This is a genomic window from Pseudomonas sp. L13 (assembly GCF_009935965.1).
GTDB classification, from domain to species: Bacteria; Pseudomonadota; Gammaproteobacteria; order Pseudomonadales; family Pseudomonadaceae; genus Aquipseudomonas; species Aquipseudomonas lactis.
This window is the reverse complement of record NZ_QODJ01000038.1, coordinates 37535-57637: the sequence shown is the minus strand read 5'-3', so window position 1 is coordinate 57637 and position 20103 is coordinate 37535. Positions and strand designations below refer to the sequence as shown.

Here is a 20103-nt window from a genome sequence, read left to right as displayed (position 1 = left end):
AACGGGGCGCCTAAGATCAAAAGCAGATCAAGATCAAGAGCGACTCGCTTCGCATCGTGGTTACCGTCGGCTGCTACAACCTACAAAGTTGTGTAGATACCTATGCTGCGATAGCGGTAGTGCAGTACCAGATGTAGCGAATGACACACCGCCTTCGCAGGCAAGCCAGCTCCCACAGGAGATCTGCGCTTGACCGACAAGGCTCGCCCCTCCCACATTTAAGCAAGCTTTTAGGACACGTCCTATGGGGCACGCCGCAGCATATGACTACTGTGCAGGACTTTCCCTGTATCGACACCCCTAGCCATGCGATCCCTGAACGTCCTGATCCTCGAAGATAACCCGTTTCAACTGATGGCCCTGCACCAGATGCTCAATGCCAACGGTGTGTTCAATGTACGCGCCGCGGAAACGGTCGAAATCGCCCGCCAGTCCCTGGACAGCAAAGGCCCGGTGGATATCGCCATCTGCGATCTGTACCTGGAGCAGGGCGATGGCCTGGCGTTGATCCGTGAGTTGGCCGAGCGCCGTCTGGCCCAGGTGTTGATCCTGCTCAGCAACGCCGAGCCCGACGTGCTGGAAGGCGTGGCGAACATGGCGCGCCAATTGGGGCTCAAGGTCTTGGCGTGCTTGCCCAAGCCGGCTTCGGCCAAGCTGATCGGGCAAGTGCTGAGCGACTGTCAGGAGCACTTGCGCCCAGGGCCTCCAGTGCTGTCCTGGGAGCGCGTCCGTCAACTACTGAGCTTGAGCGAGCAGGAACAACTGCCGCCCTCGGCGGATGTCAGCCAGGTGACTATCGCGGCGTGTGGCAGGGTCTGGTACCAGCCCATCGTCAGTCAGGCCGGGGTGTTGCAAGGGGTGGAGGCGCTGGCGCGTTGGCAGTTGCAGGACGGTGAGCTATTGCTGCCTGACGAGTTCCTGCCGGTGCTGGAGTTTGCCGGCATGGAAGAGGCGTTTACCTGGCACGTGCTGGAGCAGGCGCTTGGCCTGGCGAACCAGGTGATGGGCGAAAGCGGCCAGGTGCTACCGGTAGCGGTGAACATCCCCGGGCGCATGCTGGAGCGCGAGCACTTTCCCCGGGTACTGCAAGGTTTGCTGCAACTGCACGGTGTGCCTGCCCATAGCTTGACCCTGGAGTTGGTGCAAACCTCGACGCTGAAAACCGACAGCGCCCATGTCACCGGGTTGCTGCGCTTGCGCATGTTGGGTTGCCAGTTGTCCATCGGCGACTTCGGCATGGGCGGCACCAGCCTGCAGCATTTGCTGGAACTGCCTTTTACCGAACTGAAAATCCCCCCGGCGTTTGCCTGTGGGATGGCCAACGATGACCGCAAGGCCGCGGTGGTGGCGGGCGCCATGAGCATGGCGGCGCGCCTGGATGTCGCCGTGGTGGTCACCGGCGTGGAAACCGCCGCCGACTATCACGCCGTGGGCGAACTGGGCGCGGCGTGGCTGCAAGGCTGCTTTATCGCCCGTCCGATGGAGGCCGAGGCGCTCAAGCAATGGATCGCGTTCCAGGCTAGGCCAGCCCGTGTTCCTGCACGTAAATAAACAGGGCGGCATCGTTGACCAGCCCGAGCTTGCGCATGGCGCTGACTTTTTGCGCGCTGACGGTCTGCTTGCTGCGGTGCAAGTGCGCGGCGATCTCGCCCACCGTCATGCCACTGGCCAACAGGCGAATCACCTCCAGCTCCCGGGGTGACAGGTGCTCCTGGGAATGCAGGCGATCAGCGCCGACTTCCCCGGCCAGGCTCAGCGCCTGGCGGATGGTCTGGGCCACGTAGGTGCGTTGCTGGCGCACCTGGCGGATCGCCTGGGGCAGCTCATCGGCCAGGCTGGCCTTGCTCAGCAAACCCATCACACCCAATGCCAGGATGGAATGAAACAAGCCGGCGTTGTTGAGCATGGTCACCACCACAATGGGCAGGTGCGGATAGTGCCGGCGCAGTTGCTCGATCAAGCGCAATCCGTCGGCCTGGGGCTCGACGGGCATCATGAAGTCGGTCACCACCACATCGCAGGCACAGTGTTGCAACACTGCACTGAGGGCCTGAGGGGAATTGGCCTCACCGACGATGCTGATCTGCGGGTCCCGCTCGAGCACGGCGCGCAGGCCGATCAGGAAAATCGGGTGATCGTCGGCAATCACGATACGCAAAGGCGGTTCAGACGCAGCTCTCAAGTCAGGCTCCCGGGACAATCCAGGGATTCTAGCCTGTGCGCCGTTGTTTTTTCTCTGTCATCTTTTCCGTGCATGCTCGTTTTCCTCAAGCAGTGGATTACACAAAAGGTAGAACTTTCTGCTTTGAGCACGGGTCACTTGAATGTCAGCCTCTTCGTGACATTTTTGTTTTTCGAACCTTTTTCGAATGATTGAGTGGTGATCGAGATGGAAAGTATCAACCTATTGCTCAGCCAAGCACTGAGCCCTTATCAGGTTACGCTGACCTCTGCCGGTATGCGCGACGACTGCCTGGTAACCGTGAAGAACCCCGGTGGCGCCATCGTGGTTGAACGTGAAGTCGATCGTGCGCAATTGAGCGACAAGCGTGCGCTGGTGGATGTGGTGGATTGCCTGCTTCGCGACCTGAAAATCGCCGAAGGGCGCCTGGAACCTTCAGTCATCGCTGCCTTGCGCAACGCCTCCCAGACCCGTGGCGGCGCACTGGCATGAAACATTATTTTTCTTCGGAACCTTCCTACAAGGTGTTCAGTCAGAGTTTGTAACAGCAAGAGCAGGCATTGTGCTCCGGTGTCTGTAGCTTGCTGTACTGGTCTTTGTAGGCCACGTTTAACCCCGAGTTGTCTCCCCACTGCTCGGGGTTTCTTTTTGCCTGCAATTTGTCAGATCGCGCCATCCTCGCGCAGCCGGGTGATAGCCGCCGCGTCATAGCCCAGGGCATTGAGCAGCAGGCTGTTGTGTTCACCCAGTTGCGGGCCGACCCATTCGCAACTGCCCGGTGTGTCCGAGAGCTTGGGCACGATGCCGGGCATCTTGAAGTCCTTGCCGCCCGGCAACTGTGCCTTGAGGAACATTTCCCGGGCCAGGAATTGCGGGTCGCCCAGCATGTCTTCGGCGCTGTAGATACGGCTGGCGGGCACCTCGGCTTTATTCAAATGCTCAATCACCTGGTCGAGCGACAGCGAATTGACCCAGCGATCAATCACGCCGTACAGCTCGTCGCGGCGAGTGTCACGCCCGTCATTGCTGGCCAGTGCCGGGTCGTTCGCCAAGTCGTCACGGCCGATCACCTGCATGAAACGCTTGAAGATCGCATCGCCATTGGCGCCGATCTGCACATGCTTGCCGTCTGCGGTGGTGTGGATCGAGGACGGGGTGATGCCGGGCATGATGTTGCCGGTGCGCTCACGGATAAACCCGAACACATCGAACTCGGGGATCATGCTTTCCATCATGGCGAAGATGGCTTCGTACAGCGCCACATCCACCACTTGGCCGAGGCCGCCGTTGACCTCGCGGTGACGCAGCGCCATCAGCGCGCCGATCACCGCCCACAAGGCGGCAATCGAGTCGCCGATGGAAATGCCGGTGCGCACTGGCGGGCGGTCTTCGAAGCCGGTGATATAGCGCAAGCCGCCCATGGACTCGCCCACCGCGCCAAACCCCGGCTGGTCCTTCATCGGCCCGGTCTGGCCGAAGCCCGAGAGGCGCACCATCACCAGCTTGGGGTTGAGGGCGTGCAGGGTTTCCCAGCTCAGGCCGAGTTTCTCCAGCACGCCTGGTCGGAAGTTTTCGATCAGGATGTCGGCGTCGGCCAACAGTTGCTTGAGGATCGCCAATCCCTCAGGGTGCTTGAGGTTGAGTGTCAGCGACTGCTTGTTGCGCGCCTGCACGAACCACCACAGTGAAGTGCCTTCATACAGCTTGCGCCATTTGCGCAGCGGGTCGCCGCCGTCCGGGGATTCGACCTTGATCACCTCGGCGCCGAATTCGGCGCAGATGCGTGAGGCAAACGGACCGGCGATCAGAGTGCCCAGTTCGATGACTTTCAGGCCGGCAAGTGGTTTGGCATTAAGCGACATGGTGATCCTTACAAGCGCGGGACGATGATGTACTGCTTTTTAACATAGGCGAGCCGCGCGGATGCAGCGCAGTATTCGTTCAATGCCCTCGCCATCGGTTAGACTGGCCGCCTTTCCTTGTCTTTAGAAGCCCGTTCATGGCCCAGCCGTCCACGACCTACAAATTCGAACTCAACCTCACCGACCTCGACCGCTCGGTGTATGAGAGCGTCAAACAGACCATCGCCCGCCACCCTTCGGAAACCGAAGAGCGCATGACCGTGCGCCTGCTGGCCTACGCCCTTTGGTACAACGAGCAATTGGCGTTCGGGCGTGGCCTGTCGGATGTGGACGAACCGGCCCTGTGGGAAAAGAGCCTGGATGATCGGGTTTTGCACTGGATCGAAGTCGGCCAGCCGGATGCCGACCGCCTCACCTGGTGCTCGCGCCGCACCGAACGCACCAGCCTGCTGGCCTATGGCAGCCTGCGCGTGTGGGAAGGCAAGGTGGTGCCGGTGGCCAACAACCTGAAAAACGTGCACATCGCTGCCGTGCCCCAGGAAGTGTTGGAGACCCTGGCCAAGGACATGCCCCGCGTCATCAAGTGGGATGTGATGATCAGCGAAGGCACTATCTTTGTGACCGATGACCGTGGCCAGCATGAAGTGCAACTGCAATGGCTGGTCGGCGAGCGCGGTTAAACCTTGGCTGAACCCGGCTCCCTGTAGGAGCGAGCTTGCTCGCGAAAAACTCCAGGGCACCACGATCACCCAGGCACACGTGTCATCGTTAACCACCTTCGCGAGCAAGCTCGCTCCTACAATGATTAAAGAGAAGTTATCACCACCGTATGCGTATCGATCCCCGCCCATTGCCCGCCGTCCTGCCTTTTCTCGGTGAACTGCCGCCGTTGTTGACCCGCCTTTACGCCGCACGCGGGGTGCAATCGGAAGCCGAGCTGGACAAGAGCCTGGCGCGGTTGATTCCCTATCAGCAGCTCAAGGGCATCGACGCCGCGGTGGACTTGCTGGTGACGGCCTTGGAGCAGCGCCAGCGCATCCTGATCGTCGGTGACTTCGACGCCGATGGCGCCACAGCGAGCACCGTAGGCACCCTGGGCCTGCGTTTGCTCGGGGCGGCCCACGTCGACTATCTGGTGCCTAACCGCTTCGAATACGGCTATGGCCTGACCCCGGAAATCGTCGCAGTGGCCCTGCAGCGCGAGCCGCAGTTGCTGATCACCGTGGACAACGGTATCTCCAGCGTCGAAGGCGTGGCGGCGGCGAAGGCGGCGGGGTTGCAGGTGCTGGTCACCGACCACCACTTGCCCGGTGATGAACTGCCGGCCGCTGACGCCATCGTCAATCCGAACCAGCCGGGCTGCGGGTTTCCCAGCAAGGCCCTGGCCGGGGTCGGCGTGATCTTCTACGTGTTGATGGCCCTGCGCGCGCGGTTGCGCAGCCTGGGTTGGTATGACAACAAGCCCCAGCCGAACATCGGTGAACTGCTCGACCTCGTGGCCCTGGGCAGTGTCGCTGACGTGGTGCCACTGGACGCCAACAACCGCATCCTCGTGCATCAGGGCCTGGAGCGTATTCGGGCCGGTCGGGCACGGCCGGGGATCAAGGCGATCCTGGAAGTGGCCAAGCGTGATCATGCGCGTATCACCTCCACCGACCTGGGTTTTATCCTCGGCCCGCGCCTGAATGCCGCCGGGCGCCTGGATGATATGAGCCTAGGTATCGAATGCCTGCTCACCACCGACTTCGCCGCCGCACGGGAAATGGCCGCGCAACTGGACGGCATGAACCAGGACCGTAAGTCCATCGAACAAGGCATGCAGCGCGAGGCCCTGGCCCAGCTCAAGGACTTGCCGGTGGAGTCGATGCCGTATGGCCTGTGCCTGTTCGACCCGGAGTGGCACCAAGGGGTGATCGGGATCCTCGCGTCACGTATGAAGGAGCGTTATTTCCGCCCGACCATCGCCTTCGCCGATGCCGGCGATGGCCTGCTCAAGGGCTCTGGACGCTCGGTGCAAGGCTTTCATATCCGCGATGCGCTGGCGGTCGTCGCCAGCCAGCATCCCAACCTGATCACCAAGTACGGCGGCCACGCCATGGCGGCGGGGCTGACCTTGCCCGAGGCCAACTTCCCGTTGTTCGCCGAAGCCTTTGATGCCGAAGTGCGTCGGCAACTGCGCGAAGAAGACCTCACCGGCCGCCTGCTTTCAGACGGTACCCTGGCGGTGGAAGAGTTTCACCTGGAACTGGCCCGCGCCCTGCGCCATGCCGGCCCGTGGGGGCAGCACTTTCCCGAGCCGTTGTTTCATGGGGTATTCCAACTGGTGGAGCAGCGGGTGGTGGGCGAGCGGCATTTGAAAGTGGTGCTCAAGAGCGAATGCGGGTCGGTGAAGCTCGATGGCATTGCCTTTGGCGTGGACCGCGAAGTATGGCCAAACCCGACCGTGCGTTGGGTGGAGTTGGCCTACAAGCTGGATGTGAATGAGTTTCGTGGCAATGAGACGGTGCAGTTGATGATTGCCCACATCGAACCGCGCTAGTTTTCATCAACACTACAGATCAATGTGCGGGCTTGCCCGCGATAGCGCTGGCTCAGTCACAGTAGCGTTGACTGATACTCCGCCATCGCGGGCAAGCCCGCTCCCACATTGGTTCTTAGGTTAAGCTTGAGTTATTCGGCTTTGGCCTGATGCTTGACGATAATATCCACCAAACGCTTGGCCAGCGCCGGGTAGTTCTCATCGAAGTGATGCCCGCCCGGCAGCTTCATGGCTTCACCCACGGCGGTCTTGTCGGTGCAGCCGCTCTCGTCGACTTCTTCGGCACCGTAGATGCACACGACTTTCTCTGGCGGCAGCTTGGCCATTTCCGGGCCGGTGGCGGCTTCTTTGCCGGCGTTGCCCAGCCAACCTTCTACTTCGATTTCAAAGCTGCCGGTGCGGGCGAAGGCCAGCAGGATGATCGCGTCTACCCGTTGTTGTTCGTTCTCTGGCATGCGGTTGTAGATCGCCGGCAGTACGTCGGCGCCGAACGAGTAACCGGTCAACACGAAGCGCTTGGTGCCCCACTTTTGCCGGTAGTGTTGCATCAGCTCGGTGAGGTCCTTGGCGCTTTGCTCTGGTGTCTTGTGCTGCCAGTAGTAGCGCAAGGTGTCGATGCCCACCACCGGGTAGCCGATCTTCGCCATCTCGCCCGCCACGTCGCGGTCCAGGTCGCGCCAGCCGCCGTCACCGGAGAGGAACAGGGTCACGGTGTCCTTGGCTTGGCCGGCGGGTACTTCTACCACCGGAATTGCTAGGCCGCCGTTGTCCGAACCGACCAGTTGCTTGCGCAGTTCGTTGTTCAGCACCTGGGGGTAATGAATGTCGTAGTCACTGATGCTGGTCGTAGCGCGCGGTGTGTCACGTACGAAGCTGGCGCTTTCATCGTCGGGGTTATCGTTCCACGCCACCAGCCAGCTGCCATGGGCGGCGGTTTTCGGCAGCGGGTCGTTGCAGCCTTCCTGTTTCAGGGCGAAGCCCACGGAGATAGCGTTGGCCTTGTCGTCGCTCTGGGTGGCCAGCCAGCGCCAGGCAAGTGCGGCGCCAGGGCCGATGCCGCTGACCAGGGTCGCCGGGCCTTTGAGCTGGGCCAGGGCGCCTTGCAGGGCTTTTTCCTGCAGCGCGCAGTCATCCTTGGGCAGTACCACCTGAATCAGTTGCGCAGCACCGCCCTGGCTCAGGGCAATCAGTTGGCTGTCGGTCAGGGTTTCGTCGGCCATCACCGCCACGGCCACGCGGGCTTTTGCGTTGCTGGCCGGGGTCACGCGGGTCATTACCGAACCGTCGGCCTGGGGCAAGTGCTCCAGGGTCGGTTGCGGGGCAGGGCGGTTCCAGTACCAGAAGCCACCCGCCGCGATCAGCGCAAGCAGCACCACTAAAGCCAATACATACCGCCAGGAGCGTCGAATCATCAGCGTTTCACCAATCCAGTCAAGCCGCCCGCGATCAGGGCGGCGGTATCGGCCAATGCCACCAGCGGATCCAGTCCTGCGGGCACGGCCATGTAACGGGGTTCCCAGTCGGGCTGGAACTTGTCTTTGAAGCGGCGCAAACCTTGGAAGTTATACAGTTGCTCGCCACGGCGGAACACCATTGAGCCCAGGCGTTGGGTCAGCGGTGCGCCACGGCGCGGTTGCAAGCCCGACAACGGCACCATGCCGAGGCTGAAGCGCGCGTAGTCGTGGCTCTTATAGTGTTGAATCAGGCCCACCATCATGAATTCCATGGTCAACTTGGGCGCGTCCGGGTGGGCACGCATCAGGTCGAGGCTGGCCAGGTCATGGTTGTAGGTTTCGAGTAAATTGGCGAAGGCCACCGGGCGCCCTTCGAAGCGAATGATCGCGATACGAAAGTGCTTGAGGTAGTCATCGCTGAAACGGCCCAGAGAGAAGCCCTTTTCCCGCACATTCTTACCTGTAAGCCAGGCATCGGAGATGACTTTTAATTCATCCATGGGCGCCTTGCCCGGTTCGCAGATCTCCAGGGACAGGCCGTCCCGGGTGCCGCGGTTCCAGGTGTAGCGCAAATCCTTCATTTCTTTGCCCTTGGCTTCCAGGTCAAAGCGTTTCAGGTCGACGCGGGCTTCTTCACCCAACTTGATCGCGGTGAGGCCGATGTCCATGTAATACGGCAGGTTCTCCGCGCGTACCTGGTAGAACACCGGGCGGGCGTGGTGGATGTCGCACAGATCGCGGAACTGCCAGATCATCTCGGCGCGCGGTTGGGTCGGGCCGATCGGGTCGTACAAGGCCACCAAGCTACGCCCGCGACGGGCATACATCAGGAAGGCTTCATCGTTGGGGTGAAACAGCAGCGCCTTGTCGCCGGTGAGCGCCAGGCCGCCGTCGGGTTGGGACGAGGCCATCAGGATCTTGCTGGCGCGCTCCAGTTCTTCCGGGGTCGGCAGGTGGATGACCGGGCGTGCCGTGCGCAGCAGCCAGGTCAGCGACACGATCACCAGCAACACGGCGGCGCCGAGCAGCGAACGCAAACCACGCGGGGCGTTGGCGTCGAGGGTGAACTGCCACCAGAGTTGATGGCTGTAGGGCACGTCCTGGTAGGCAAACAGCAGCAGCCAGATCGAAGCGCCGAGCACACAGACACTGGCCACCAGGTACAGCGGCGAAAACGGCAACTCGGTCAGGCGGCTGGCGCGGTAGAACGAGCGCCGGAAGATCGCCAGCAGCACGGCGGTCATGGTCATCAGGCTGGCTTCTTCCCAGTCGAAACCTTTAAGCAGCGAGAGCAGGGCGCCGACCAGCAGCAGCACCATGGTCAGCATCCAGGCCGCCGACAACCGCCGACGCAGGCCCTGGGCGAGCAACAGGCACAACACGCCGATCAGGCTGGCACCGAAGTGCGACGCGTCAATCAGACGATGGGGGATCAGGAAGCCGATGTTTTCCAGGCGTGAGTCGATCTCTGGCGTGGCGCCGGAAAACAGCAGGACCACGCCGGACAAAAAAACCAGGACGGCCAATACTGGCGCTGCCAGCCCCGACGCCACCCGCAGGCTTTGCTGGGTCTGGAACAGGCGCTGGGCCTCGTTGACCAGCAGGAATACACAGGCGATCAGCAGCGGCAGCACCACGTAGATCATGCGGTACAGCAGCAAGGCCGCGGCCAGGGGCGCGGCACCGAGTTTGTCGGCAAAGGCCGCCAGCAGGATCGCTTCGAATACGCCCACGCCGCCCGGCACATGGCTGAGCACACCCGCGGCCAGGGCCAGCAGGTACACCAGCAGGAACGGACCGAAGGGCGGTGCTTCCGGCAAGAGCAGATATAGCACGGTAGCGGCTGCGGCGACGTCCAGTGCGGTGATGATCAGTTGCAGGAACGTCAGGCGTCGGCCCGGCAGGCGCAGGGTACGGCGCCCGGCCTTGACCAGCAGGTTGTCGGGGTAGGGCTGTTCTGGCAGGCGGCGGCGATAGATGCCGATACACAGCAGCACCGACAACAGCAGCACGGCGCCGGCAATACCGCCGAGCAGGCTTTGCGATAAATGCAGGTAAGTGGAAGCGGCCGGCAAGTTGCTCAACGTGGCCAGCGCGGCCAGCGGCGGCAGGGCACAGCCCAGGGCCAGGCTGGCGAATACGGTCATGTGCGCCACTTCCGAGGCGCCGATGCCATGCCGTGCATATAAACGGTAGCGCACCGAACCGCCCGAGAGCATCGACAAACCAATGGCGTTGCCGATGGCAAAGGCGGTGAAACCACCCAGGGCCAGGGTTTTGGCGGGCAATTGCACGCCGGCATACCGCGCGCCGGAGAATTCATAGCCGAGCAGGATCACAAAACCGGCGACTGCCGCCGCAAAGGCCCCCAACAGGGCAGGCTTGGGCACTTCCAGGATCGAATCGTGCAAGGCGTAGAGGTCCAGCTCCAGCAGCAGGTGCCGGCAGGCGATCAGGGCGATTGCAAACAGCAGAAGCGTCACGGCCAGGCCGATGGGCTGGCGATACTTGCTCAACAGGTCCAGCCACCGCAAACGGGTGGGAGTGATCGGTTGTTCTGCTGTAACGGTGTCTTGTGGTTCAGACGAGTTGGCGCGCATCAATCACCTCGTGGATTGTGCGCGACAGGATGGAGGTATCCAGCCAAGTTACCAATCCCTATGGACAAAATAATTACAAATATTAACGCGGATCACCGGGCGCGGCGACTGCGGCCATTGGTCGTAGAGGGGTAGCGCTTGAGCATTGAGCATAGCGTGCAATGAGATGGACTCTGCAAACCGTCTACGGTTTCATGAAAGATGCCATGCCATTGTTTCAGAAGAACTTTTTCGCCAGATACAAAAAAGGCCACTCTTTCGAGTAGCCTTTTTTGATGTTTGGTTGCGGGAGCCGGATTTGAACCGACGACCTTCGGGTTATGAGCCCGACGAGCTACCAGACTGCTCCATCCCGCGTCTGTGGGCGGCATTCTACAGCCCAATGGCAGGGTGTCAACCGTTAATGAGCTGATCGTTGAAATAAGCGCTAATTATTCAGAAATCAAGGTGTTGGCGCATCGTGCTAGGAAAAACAGACGCGCACAAAAAAGGCCACTCTTTCGAGTAGCCTTTTTTGATGTTTGGTTGCGGGAGCCGGATTTGAACCGACGACCTTCGGGTTATGAGCCCGACGAGCTACCAGACTGCTCCATCCCGCGTCTGTGTGTCGGCATTCTACAGAGGAACGCGAGTGTGTCAACCCGTAAACTGAAGAAAAGCGCTTGTGCTTCAATCGGTTAGCGCTTAAGAGGGCGGTTCGTGAGGGCCCCAGGCCAGGCAGGACAAGGCTTTCAGCTCTATTGGGATGCGATATTCGATTGAGAAAATATATACATCTACGAAATTTCCTACCGCTCAGGCGGAAGATTCAAACTACTGGTGCTATATACAGGGGTGGGTGCGATACTGGCCACCCGTTGGTTAACGTCCCTCGTTTTATATGACGCAGCGCAAAATCATCCACGTCGACTGTGATTGCTTCTACGCCGCCATCGAGATGCGCGACGACCCGAGCCTGGCGCAAAAGCCCTTGGCTGTCGGTGGCTCGGCAGATCGGCGCGGCGTGATCGCCACCTGCAACTACGAGGCGCGGGCGTATGGGGTGCGTTCGGCGATGTCGTCACGTCATGCCTTGAAGCTGTGCCCGGACTTGACCATCGTCAAGCCGCGCATGGATGCCTATAAAGAAGCGTCGAAAGAAATCCAGCTGATTTTCCGCGACTACACCGACTTGATCGAGCCGTTGTCGCTGGATGAGGCCTACCTCGACGTATCCGACAGCCCGCATTTTGGCGGCAGCGCCACGCGTATTGCCCAGGACATTCGGCGCCGGGTCTCCAACCAGTTGCATATCACTGTGTCTGCCGGCGTGGCGCCCAACAAGTTTTTGGCCAAGATCGCCAGCGACTGGAAAAAGCCCAACGGCCTGTTTGTGATCACGCCGGACCAGGTCGAAGACTTTGTCTCGCAGCTGCGTGTCAGCAAGCTGCATGGCGTGGGCAAGGTCACCGCCGACAAGCTGGCGCGCCTGGGCATCGAAGACTGCCTGCAATTGCGCGACTGGAACAAACTGGCACTGGTGCGCGAATTCGGCAGTTTCGGCGAGCGCCTCTGGAGCCTGGCCCGTGGGATTGATGACCGTGTGGTGCAAAACGACAGCCGGCGGCAATCCATCAGTGTGGAAAATACCTTCGACGTGGACCTGCCAGACCTTTCAAGTTGCCTGGCGAAACTGCCGGAACTGATGGAAACCCTGGCCGGGCGCATGGCGCGTATCGACAGCAGCTACCGGGCGGGCAAGCCGTTCGTCAAAGTGAAGTTTCATGACTTTACCCAGACGACGCTGGAGCAGGCGGGGGCAGGGCGGGATCTGGAGAGTTATCAGCAGTTGATGACCCAGGCGTTCAATCGCGGGGGCAAGCCGGTGCGGTTGCTGGGGATAGGCGTACGGTTGCTGGACCTGAGCGGCGGCAACGAACAGCTCGAATTTTCCTGGTAAAAACCGGATGCCCCCTGTAGGAGCGAGCTTGCTCGCGAAGAACGTCAACGATAACGCGTGCTTCCTGAGTGAACGCGGTGTCTGTGAGTTTTTCGCGAGCAAGCTCGCTCCTACAGAAAGTTTTAACTAGCGTGCGCCAGGGTCTGCCACCAGCCGCCCCGCATCCTTGGTCAACGCCTGCACAAACTCCTGCTGCAACTCCGGGTCATTGCGCGTCAGTTCGATCAGGCTTTGTTCCAGCTCGCTGGCCTCTTCCTCCAGCCCCAACTCCGACAGGCGTTTGACTCGGTGCACCCACTGGTTCACCTCGTCATCTTCCAGATCGTCGTAGATCAGGGCATGGGCCTCGAGCAGCTTGCTGCGCAGCGTGTTGCTGACCGCCAGGGTCGAGTCGGTATGCACGTCGTCCTGGCCATCCTCCACACTGATTTTCAGCGTGGTGACGCGGTTCAGGTCCTGCTCGGCAAACGGGCTGTCCAACAGGTTCAGGCGCAGTATGCCGTTGCGGTCGGTGGTCAGCTCGTGGGTCTGCTTGCCGGCGGTGACTTGTACCGGGCGCTCGCTCCAGGGCAGGCTCGAATACTCCAGGCGCTTGTCACGCTGGACTTCATCGATAGCCGCCAGGTTCTGTTGCGCACGGCCGTGGGATTGCACGTTCATGAAGGGGTTGATGCCGTCCACGCCGTAGCTGAGCCAGTCACGGGTCACGCTCGTGGGAAGGTTGCCGAGGGCGAAGATATTCACCACGTTGGCACCCACGCCCGCTACCAGCGCCACGGCACCCAACGGCATCTCATAGAGTTTGCGCCAGGGTTGGTAGGGCGTGTAGCGGTCGTAACGACGGGTGACTTCGAATTCTGTGACCTCGAAGGTCTTCTGCTCATGAATGCGAACCCGGCGTTGCGGCAGCTCCAGCACTTTAGGCTCGCCTACATCGATCTGTAGGCTGTGGTCGAGCAACTTACGCTCGACCCGCTCCTCGTGCTCACTGCGTTGCGACATCTGATTGGCGCAGCCGCTGACCAGCAGGGCGCCGCACAAGGCGGCGCCCCCCAGGGCTCTGGTGTTTCGCTTGAACATGACTTCTCTTGATCTGGTTTTCAGCGACGAATACGCGCCTGGAGGAAAGACAGCACGTCAGCCACCGGCAACGGTTGGGCTTCGGCTTCGGTCCGGCTCTTGTATTCCAGATTGCCATCAGCCAGGCCGCGGTCACTGACCACGATCCGGTGCGGGATGCCAATCAGTTCCATGTCGGCGAACTTGATACCCGGGCTGGTTTTCTTGTCCCGGTCATCGAGCAGCACGTCAAAACCGGCAGCGGTGAGTTCCGCGTACAGCTTGTCAGTGGCTTCGCGCACTTGCTCGGTTTCATAGCGCAGTGGCACCAGGGCCACCTGGAACGGCGCCAGGGCGTCACTCCAGATAATGCCTTTCTCGTCGTTGTTCTGCTCGATGGCAGCAGCCACCACGCGGGACACGCCAATGCCGTAGCAGCCCATGTCCAGGGTGATCGGCTTGCCGTTCTCACCCAGTACTTCGCACTTCATCGCCTTGCTGTACTTGTTGCCCAGCTGGAAGATGTGTCCGACTTCGATGCCGCGCTTGATCTCCAGGGTGCCCTTGCCATCCGGGCTCGGGTCGCCGGCCACGACGTTGCGCAGGTCTGCCACGGTCGGAACCGGCAGGTCACGCTCCCAGTTCACGCCGAAGTAGTGCTTGTCGTCGATGTTGGCGCCGATACCGAAGTCGCTCATCAGCTCGACCGAACGGTCGATGATGATCGGCAGCGGCAGGTTCAGCGGGCCCAGGGAGCCGGCACCGGCGCCAATGGCGTCGCGCAGTTCGGCATCGGTGGCCATGACCAGCGGGCTGGCCACGCCAGGTTGCTGGGCGGCCTTGATTTCGTTGAGCTCGTGGTCGCCACGGATCACCAGGGCGATCAGCTTGCCTTCTTCTTCGGCGCGCACGATCAGGGTCTTGATGGTCTTTTCAATCGGCAGATTGAATTTCTCCACCAGGGCCGCGATGGTCTTGGTGTCTGGCGTGTCGACCAGGCGCAGCTCCTCGGTGGGAGCCGGGCGCGAGGTTTCACGTGGTATGGCTTCGGCCTTCTCGATGTTCGCCGCGTAGTCGGAACCGTTGCTGAACACGATATCGTCTTCGCCGGACTCGGCCAGCACGTGGAATTCGTGGGAGCCGGCACCGCCGATGGAGCCGTTGTCTGCTTCAACCGGGCGGAACTTCAGGCCCAGGCGCGTGAACACGTTGCAGTAGGCCTGGTGCATGCGGTCGTAGGTCGCTTGCAGGGAAGCCTGGTCGGCGTGGAACGAATAGGCGTCCTTCATGATGAATTCGCGACCACGCATCAAGCCGAAGCGTGGGCGGATTTCATCACGGAACTTGGTCTGGATCTGATACAGGTTGAGCGGCAACTGCTTATAGCTGCTCAGCTCATTGCGCATCAGGTCGGTGATGACCTCTTCGTGGGTCGGGCCGGCGCAAAAGTCGCGGCCATGACGGTCTTTAAAACGCAGCAACTCAGGGCCGTACTCTTCCCAGCGCCCGGATTCCTGCCACAACTCAGCCGGTTGGGTGCTCGGCATCAACACTTCCAGAGAGCCGGCAGCGTTCATTTCTTCACGAACGATGGCTTCGACCTTGCGCATCACCTTCAAGCCCATGGGCAACCAGGTGTACAGGCCCGAGGCCAGTTTGCGGATCATACCGGCGCGCAGCATCAGCTGATGGCTGATCACAACCGCGTCGGAAGGCGTTTCTTTCTGTGTGGCGAGCAAATATTGACTGGTACGCATGGTAGGCCGTTGTCGGTTGCTTGGACTTGAAATGACTTGGGATTGTACGGGCGCTTGTCGCCGGAGTACAGGCGTGACGTTGCGGGGGATCTGGCTGTGGGGTGACTGGCCCTGATGGCTGTAGGAGCGAGCTTGCTCGCGAAAAACTCACAGGCGCCGCGTTCATTCAGGAAGCCCGCTTTATCGTTGACGTTTTTCGCGAGCAAGCTCGCTCCTACAAGGGGTCCGTTTCTTCAGGGGGATTGAGCCGGGCGCGGCGGTTCTCCTGGAACCAATGCAGCGCAATCAGGAACAGCGTCGGCACACCCATCAGGCAAGTGATCATAAAGAAGTTGTGATACCCGAACTTCTCCACCATCACCCCCGAATACCCACCGATCAGGCGTGGCAGCAACAGCATGATCGAACTGAGCAGCGCATATTGGGTGGCAGAAAACTTGAGGTTGGTGAGGCTCGACAGGTAAGCCACGAACGCCGAGGTGGCCATGCCCGAGCTGAAGTTGTCCAGGGAGATGGTGACAATCAGCATCTGCAGGTCGGGGCCCATGTCGGCGAGCATCACGAACAGCAGGTTGGTACCGGCCGAGGCCACGCCGCCGATGAACAGGATCGGCAATATCCCGAACCGCACGATCAACAGCCCGCCCATGCCGGCACCGAGCAGGGTCATGATCAGGCCGAAGATCTTGCTCACCCCGGCGATCTGGTCCTTGGTGAAACCCTGGTCGATATAAAACACGTTGGCCATGACGCCCATCACTGTGTCGGACATGCGATAGGTCGCAATCAGCCCGAGCAGCAGCAGCGCCTGCCAGCGGTAGCGCAGGATAAAGTCGTTGACCGGCGTCAGCACCGGCGCCAGGCCCCGGCGGCCCATGGCCGAAAGGCACAGCGCAGTGAGTGTGATATAGAGGATGGCACGCAGGAAGGCGCGGTCTTCCATCAGCAGTTCCCACAGGCTCACGCCCTGGAACAGTACGCTGGCAAAGTCGGTGTTATACAGCTGGGTAAACATCGCCGGCACCGAGACCAACAGCACGATCAGTACAAACACCGACACCAACTGGTGCACAAAGCTGTAGCGCCCGGCCTGCAGTTGGGTGCGCAGTGGCACATCGGGTTCACGCATAAACAACGTGGTGAGCAGCGCCGGCACCATCAACACGCCGAACAGCACATAGGTGCCGGTCCAGGCCGAGTGTTTATAGTTGAAGCCGGTGGAGCCGAAGCCTTCGGCAAAGAACAGCGCACCGGCCGTGGCCAGCAGGGCAGCGATGCGATAACCAGACATATAGCTTGCCGCCAGGGCTGCCTGACGGCTGTCGTCGGCGATTTCCAGGCGGTAGGCATCCACGGCGATGTCTTGGGTGGCCGACGCGAAGGCGACTATCACCGCAATGGCGATCAACCAGGACAGGTGTTTTTGTGGGTCACAAAAACCCATGCCGATCAATCCCAGGATCACCAGCGATTGGGCCAGCACCAGCCACGAGCGACGGCGTCCCAGTTTACCGAGCAACGGCAGGCGCCATTGGTCGAGCAGCGGCGACCAGACCCATTTGAAGGCGTAGGCCAGGCCGATCAGGCTCGCATAGCCAATGGTCTCGCGAGCCACCCCGGCTTCACGCAGCCACACCGAAAGCGTCGAAAACACCAACATGTAAGGCATGCCGGCGGCGAAACCGAGCAACAACAGCACTAACGTCGAAGGGCTGGCATAGGCGGCGAGCGCGGCGCGCCAGGTTTTACGGGGCATGGGCTGGAGTCTGCCTCAGATTTGCGGAAACAAAGCGCGCACTCTAACCGCTGTGCTCTACCGGGCGCCAGCCATGACGCTGAATATCAACACGATTGTTCAGGATAGTGACGCCTTCGCTACGTAAACGCGCACGTTGTTCGTCACCCGAGGCACTGCCCACCGGCAGACTTATCCGACCACCGGCACCCAACACCCGATGCCAGGGCAATCGCGTGTCCTGCGGTAACTGGCTCAGGGTGCGCCCGACCCAACGGGCAGCACGGCCCAGACCCGCCAGGTGCGCCAGCTCGCCGTAACTGACCACGCAGCCTTCGGGCACCTGCGACAACGTCAGGTAGAGTGCGGTGCGGCGCATCTCGGCGGGGCTTTGTGGCGTATCGGCGGGTAGGATCACTGTGGGCATATCCGTTGAGATCGTCGTTGTTTTGTCAGAAACGTCTGTAAACATGGCGATGAGTATTGAACTCAATATAAATCCTTGAGTCAGTTCTAGCCATGTAACACTATAACGCCCCTTTTTTGCCTACCCTGAGCCCCGTACCTGCTTATGTTGTCCAGAACCCTGTTGTGCCTTGCTGTGTTAAGTGCTTCCACGCCCTTGCTCGCCGATACCGTCTGGTTGAAAAACGGTGACCGCCTCACCGGCAAGATCAAAGTCTTCGACGGTGGCAAGTTGCTGATCCAAACCACCTACGCGGGCTCCATCCCGGTGGACTGGAAGCAGGTCAAAACCCTGGAAAGCGACCAGGAACTACTGGTCAAGCAGGACGCCTACACCGGTGAAAAGGCCAAGTCCTTGCAGGCATCCGATGACGGCAAGGTGGTGCTGGCCAATGGCGAGGCGCCCAAGACGGTGGAACTGGCGAGTATTCAACAGATCATGAAGCCCAAGCCCGTGATCGAAGACCTGGTGTGGAAGGGCAACGTCGACCTGGCGCTGGACTACAAACGCGCGGATAAAGACACCAACGACTACGACATCGACTTCAAAACCTCGGCCCGTCACGGCCAATGGCGCCATACGGGCAAGGGCGAATACAACCGCGAGTTCCAGGACGATGTCACCACCACCGACAACTGGGCCCTGGAATACGACCTGGACCGCTTTATCACCGAGCACTGGTTCTGGCAGGGGCGCCTGACCTACAAGCGCGACAAAATCGAAGACCTGGCGCGCCAGCGCACCGTGGGTACCGGCCCGGGCTACCAGTTCTGGGACGATGAACTGGGCGCGTTCTCCCTCGGTTCGCTGGTCAACCGCACCGATTACGAATATGCCGATGGTGGCAAAGACAACTTCTATTCCCTGGCCATGAAGTGGAACTACAACCGCTACCTGGTGGGCAAGACGGTGGAGTTCTTCACCAATGGCGAAGTGGGCAAGCCTCTGGACGGTCCGGCCGATTACGCCCTGGATGCCGAGATGGGCCTGCGTTACAAAGTCACTGAATGGGCCTCGCTCAACCTCAAGGCCGAGCGTGACATCATCAGTGGCGACTCCGACAGCAGCTTGAGCAAGACCCGCTACACCGCAGGCTTTGGCGTGGCCTGGTAAACCGGCGTCGGCCACTCTGGCAACCTGCGCGAATATTGATTACCTTGTGTTGAGATCCATTCCCATATGCCATGGGCGGCGGAACATCCGAGGAATCCTATATTGAGCACGCAGGTTGCCAAGAACGCCCGAGAGCTGTTGCTCAAGGAATACCGTGGGGCGCTCGCCACACAATCCAAAGCCATGCCCGGCTTTCCCTTCGGCTCGGTGGTGCCCTACTGCCTGGACGAGCAGGGTCGCCCGCTGATCCTGATCAGCCGCATTGCCCAGCACACCCATAACCTGCAAAAAGACCCCAAGTGTTCGCTGCTGGTGGGTGAGCGCGAGGCCGATGATGTGCAAGCCGTCGGGCGCCTGACCTACCTGGCCGAAGCCGAGAAGCTGGAAGACCCCGCCGCCATCGAAGCGGCTGCAGAGCGCTACTACCGCTACTTCCCCGATTCGGCCAACTACCACAAGGCCCACGATTTCGATTTCTGGGTGCTCAAACCGGTGCGCCACCGTTATATCGGTGGATTTGGCGCGATCCATTGGGTCGACCAGTTGACCTTGGCCAACCCGTTTGCGGGCAAGGCCGAGCGCAGCATGATCGAGCACATGAACAGCGATCACACCAAAGCGATCGCCCATTACGTTGAGTTGGGCGGTTTGCCCACCACCGAGCCTGCGCAGTTGGCCGGTATCGACAGCGAAGGGATGCACCTGCGCATTGGCCAGTCGTTACATTGGCTAGGGTTTGCCGAGCCTTGCAACACGCCGACACAAGTACGCGAAGCCTTGGTTTCATTGGCGCACGCCGAGGTCTGGCCGAAAAAATCCGCGGCCACTGCTTGAATTCACGCAATGGCGACGTCATCTAAGGTGAACTGGCAAGGCATTCTTGCGTTGAGGAACCATTTGATGCGCCCTTTTTTATTGCTCTTTCTGCTGTTCCCGGTGTTGGAGCTGTTCGTATTCGTTAAAGTCAGCGGTGCGATCGGTTTCTTCCCGGCGTTGCTGCTGATCATCGCTGGCTCCATGCTCGGCGTGCTGGTGCTGCGTGTCGCCGGCCTGGCGACCGCGCTGCGTGCCCGTGAAAGCCTGAACCGCGGCGAACTGCCGGCCCAGACCATGCTTGAGGGCCTGATGATGGCCCTGGCCGGTGGCCTGCTGATCCTGCCGGGCTTTATCAGCGATGTGCTCGGCCTGGTGCTGTTGCTGCCGTTCACCCGCAAGCTGCTGGCCGGCAAGATGCGCCAGCGGGCCGAAGAGGCCGCGATGCGCCAGCGTGCGTTCGCCGACGACCTGCAACCCCGTGGCGGCCCGGCTCCGCGCCAACCCCTGGGGCGTGAAGGTGATGTGATCGAAGGCGAATTCGAACACCGCGACAGCAAATAACCGGTTCACCGGCACGGCAC

16 protein-coding genes and 2 tRNA genes are annotated in these 20103 nt (G+C 60.8%); 8 read left to right on the top strand and 10 right to left on the bottom strand.

Translation table 11 applies throughout. The features are described 5' to 3' along the window. Positions 1 to 306 precede the first annotated feature (306 nt). A complete protein-coding gene (locus tag DK871_RS18765; protein WP_161906243.1) occupies positions 307 to 1551 on the top strand; it encodes an EAL domain-containing protein in 1245 nt (414 codons plus the stop codon). Here DK871_RS18765 and DK871_RS18760 read toward each other — a convergent pair. Further along, positions 1520 to 2182, bottom strand: a complete 663-nt coding sequence (locus DK871_RS18760) for a response regulator transcription factor (RefSeq protein ID WP_047711699.1) — start codon at positions 2180 to 2182, stop codon at positions 1520 to 1522. The genes DK871_RS18765 and DK871_RS18760 overlap by 32 nt on opposite strands. A 207-nt stretch (positions 2183 to 2389) precedes the next feature. Here DK871_RS18760 and DK871_RS18755 point away from each other — a divergent pair, with 207 nt between their 5' ends. Beyond that, positions 2390 to 2674 carry a DUF3509 domain-containing protein gene (locus DK871_RS18755; RefSeq protein ID WP_020301357.1) on the top strand — a complete coding sequence of 95 codons (285 nt, stop codon included), beginning with the start codon at positions 2390 to 2392 and terminating at the stop codon, positions 2672 to 2674. 170 nt (positions 2675 to 2844) lie between these two features. Here DK871_RS18755 and DK871_RS18750 read toward each other — a convergent pair whose 3' ends face one another. Next, positions 2845 to 4044: a CaiB/BaiF CoA-transferase family protein gene (locus DK871_RS18750; protein WP_161906242.1), complete on the bottom strand. Its 1200-nt coding sequence runs from the start codon at positions 4042 to 4044 to the stop codon at positions 2845 to 2847. A 137-nt stretch (positions 4045 to 4181) separates the two neighbouring features. Here DK871_RS18750 and DK871_RS18745 point away from each other — a divergent pair, with 137 nt between their 5' ends. After that, positions 4182 to 4724: a YaeQ family protein gene (locus DK871_RS18745; RefSeq protein WP_003193952.1), complete on the top strand. Its 543-nt coding sequence runs from the start codon at positions 4182 to 4184 to the stop codon at positions 4722 to 4724. A 149-nt stretch (positions 4725 to 4873) separates the two neighbouring features. Then, positions 4874 to 6583: a single-stranded-DNA-specific exonuclease RecJ gene (recJ, locus tag DK871_RS18740; RefSeq protein WP_003193951.1), complete on the top strand. Its 1710-nt coding sequence runs from the start codon at positions 4874 to 4876 to the stop codon at positions 6581 to 6583. A 131-nt stretch (positions 6584 to 6714) separates the two neighbouring features. Here the strand turns inward: recJ and DK871_RS18735 are convergent, their stop codons facing one another. From DK871_RS18735 to DK871_RS18720, 4 genes are all read right to left on the bottom strand, one after another. Then, positions 6715 to 7995, bottom strand: coding sequence for a virulence factor family protein (locus tag DK871_RS18735; protein ID WP_161906241.1), 1281 nt, complete (start codon positions 7993 to 7995; stop codon positions 6715 to 6717). Then, the gene (gene mprF, locus DK871_RS18730; RefSeq protein WP_120248577.1) at positions 7995 to 10637 is read right to left on the bottom strand and encodes a bifunctional lysylphosphatidylglycerol flippase/synthetase MprF; all 2643 of its coding nucleotides are present in this window, start codon (positions 10635 to 10637) and stop codon (positions 7995 to 7997) included. The genes DK871_RS18735 and mprF overlap by 1 nt, the downstream gene beginning before the upstream one ends. Before the next feature lie 280 nt (positions 10638 to 10917). Next, a tRNA-Met gene (locus DK871_RS18725) sits at positions 10918 to 10994 on the bottom strand. 165 nt (positions 10995 to 11159) lie between these two features. Next, positions 11160 to 11236, bottom strand: a tRNA-Met gene (locus DK871_RS18720). Positions 11237 to 11517: 281 nt separating this feature from the next. On the opposite strand from DK871_RS18720, the gene dinB reads away from it, so the two are divergent. Continuing rightward, the gene (gene dinB, locus DK871_RS18715) at positions 11518 to 12576 is read left to right on the top strand and encodes a DNA polymerase IV (RefSeq protein ID WP_020301354.1); all 1059 of its coding nucleotides are present in this window, start codon (positions 11518 to 11520) and stop codon (positions 12574 to 12576) included. Positions 12577 to 12702: 126 nt separating this feature from the next. On the opposite strand, the gene DK871_RS18710 is transcribed toward dinB, so the two are convergent. The 4 genes from DK871_RS18710 to DK871_RS18695 form a co-directional block, all read right to left on the bottom strand. Further along, complete coding sequence (locus DK871_RS18710; RefSeq protein WP_003193947.1) at positions 12703 to 13656, bottom strand: hypothetical protein; 954 nt, start codon at positions 13654 to 13656, stop codon at positions 12703 to 12705. Between the two features lie 20 nt (positions 13657 to 13676). Beyond that, positions 13677 to 15392 carry a proline--tRNA ligase gene (locus tag DK871_RS18705; RefSeq protein WP_161906240.1) on the bottom strand — a complete coding sequence of 572 codons (1716 nt, stop codon included), beginning with the start codon at positions 15390 to 15392 and terminating at the stop codon, positions 13677 to 13679. A 214-nt stretch (positions 15393 to 15606) separates the two neighbouring features. After that, positions 15607 to 17148 carry an AmpG family muropeptide MFS transporter gene (locus tag DK871_RS18700; RefSeq protein ID WP_161906239.1) on the bottom strand — a complete coding sequence of 514 codons (1542 nt, stop codon included), beginning with the start codon at positions 17146 to 17148 and terminating at the stop codon, positions 15607 to 15609. Between the two features lie 43 nt (positions 17149 to 17191). Continuing rightward, a complete protein-coding gene (locus DK871_RS18695; protein ID WP_178116065.1) occupies positions 17192 to 17554 on the bottom strand; it encodes an MGMT family protein in 363 nt (120 codons plus the stop codon). A gap of 144 nt (positions 17555 to 17698) precedes the next feature. Between DK871_RS18695 and DK871_RS18690 the strand changes: the two genes are divergently transcribed. From DK871_RS18690 to DK871_RS18680, 3 genes are all read left to right on the top strand, one after another. Further along, positions 17699 to 18706 (top strand): DUF481 domain-containing protein, encoded by a 1008-nt coding sequence (locus tag DK871_RS18690; protein WP_161906238.1) that lies wholly within the window; start codon positions 17699 to 17701, stop codon positions 18704 to 18706. Between the two features lie 102 nt (positions 18707 to 18808). Continuing rightward, positions 18809 to 19540: a HugZ family protein gene (locus DK871_RS18685; protein ID WP_161906237.1), complete on the top strand. Its 732-nt coding sequence runs from the start codon at positions 18809 to 18811 to the stop codon at positions 19538 to 19540. A 66-nt stretch (positions 19541 to 19606) separates the two neighbouring features. After that, positions 19607 to 20083 (top strand): FxsA family protein, encoded by a 477-nt coding sequence (locus DK871_RS18680; RefSeq protein ID WP_161906236.1) that lies wholly within the window; start codon positions 19607 to 19609, stop codon positions 20081 to 20083. Positions 20084 to 20103 lie beyond the last annotated feature (20 nt).

Bases quoted from the DNA above. Each gene is read 5' to 3' on its own strand.
- DK871_RS18705 (WP_161906240.1), bottom strand. From the start codon at position 15,392: ATGCGTACCAGTCAATATTTGCTCGCCACACAGAAAGAAACGCCTTCC.
- mprF (WP_120248577.1), bottom strand. From the start codon at position 10,637: ATGCGCGCCAACTCGTCTGAACCACAAGACACCGTTACAGCAGAACAA.
- DK871_RS18735 (WP_161906241.1), bottom strand. From the start codon at position 7,995: ATGATTCGACGCTCCTGGCGGTATGTATTGGCTTTAGTGGTGCTGCTT.
- recJ (WP_003193951.1), top strand. From the start codon at position 4,874: ATGCGTATCGATCCCCGCCCATTGCCCGCCGTCCTGCCTTTTCTCGGT.
- DK871_RS18745 (WP_003193952.1), top strand. From the start codon at position 4,182: ATGGCCCAGCCGTCCACGACCTACAAATTCGAACTCAACCTCACCGAC.
- DK871_RS18680 (WP_161906236.1), top strand. From the start codon at position 19,607: ATGCGCCCTTTTTTATTGCTCTTTCTGCTGTTCCCGGTGTTGGAGCTG.
- DK871_RS18755 (WP_020301357.1), top strand. From the start codon at position 2,390: ATGGAAAGTATCAACCTATTGCTCAGCCAAGCACTGAGCCCTTATCAG.
- DK871_RS18710 (WP_003193947.1), bottom strand. From the start codon at position 13,656: ATGTTCAAGCGAAACACCAGAGCCCTGGGGGGCGCCGCCTTGTGCGGC.
- DK871_RS18750 (WP_161906242.1), bottom strand. From the start codon at position 4,044: ATGTCGCTTAATGCCAAACCACTTGCCGGCCTGAAAGTCATCGAACTG.
- DK871_RS18765 (WP_161906243.1), top strand. From the start codon at position 307: ATGCGATCCCTGAACGTCCTGATCCTCGAAGATAACCCGTTTCAACTG.
- DK871_RS18700 (WP_161906239.1), bottom strand. From the start codon at position 17,148: ATGCCCCGTAAAACCTGGCGCGCCGCGCTCGCCGCCTATGCCAGCCCT.
- DK871_RS18690 (WP_161906238.1), top strand. From the start codon at position 17,699: ATGTTGTCCAGAACCCTGTTGTGCCTTGCTGTGTTAAGTGCTTCCACG.
- dinB (WP_020301354.1), top strand. From the start codon at position 11,518: ATGACGCAGCGCAAAATCATCCACGTCGACTGTGATTGCTTCTACGCC.
- DK871_RS18695 (WP_178116065.1), bottom strand. From the start codon at position 17,554: ATGCCCACAGTGATCCTACCCGCCGATACGCCACAAAGCCCCGCCGAG.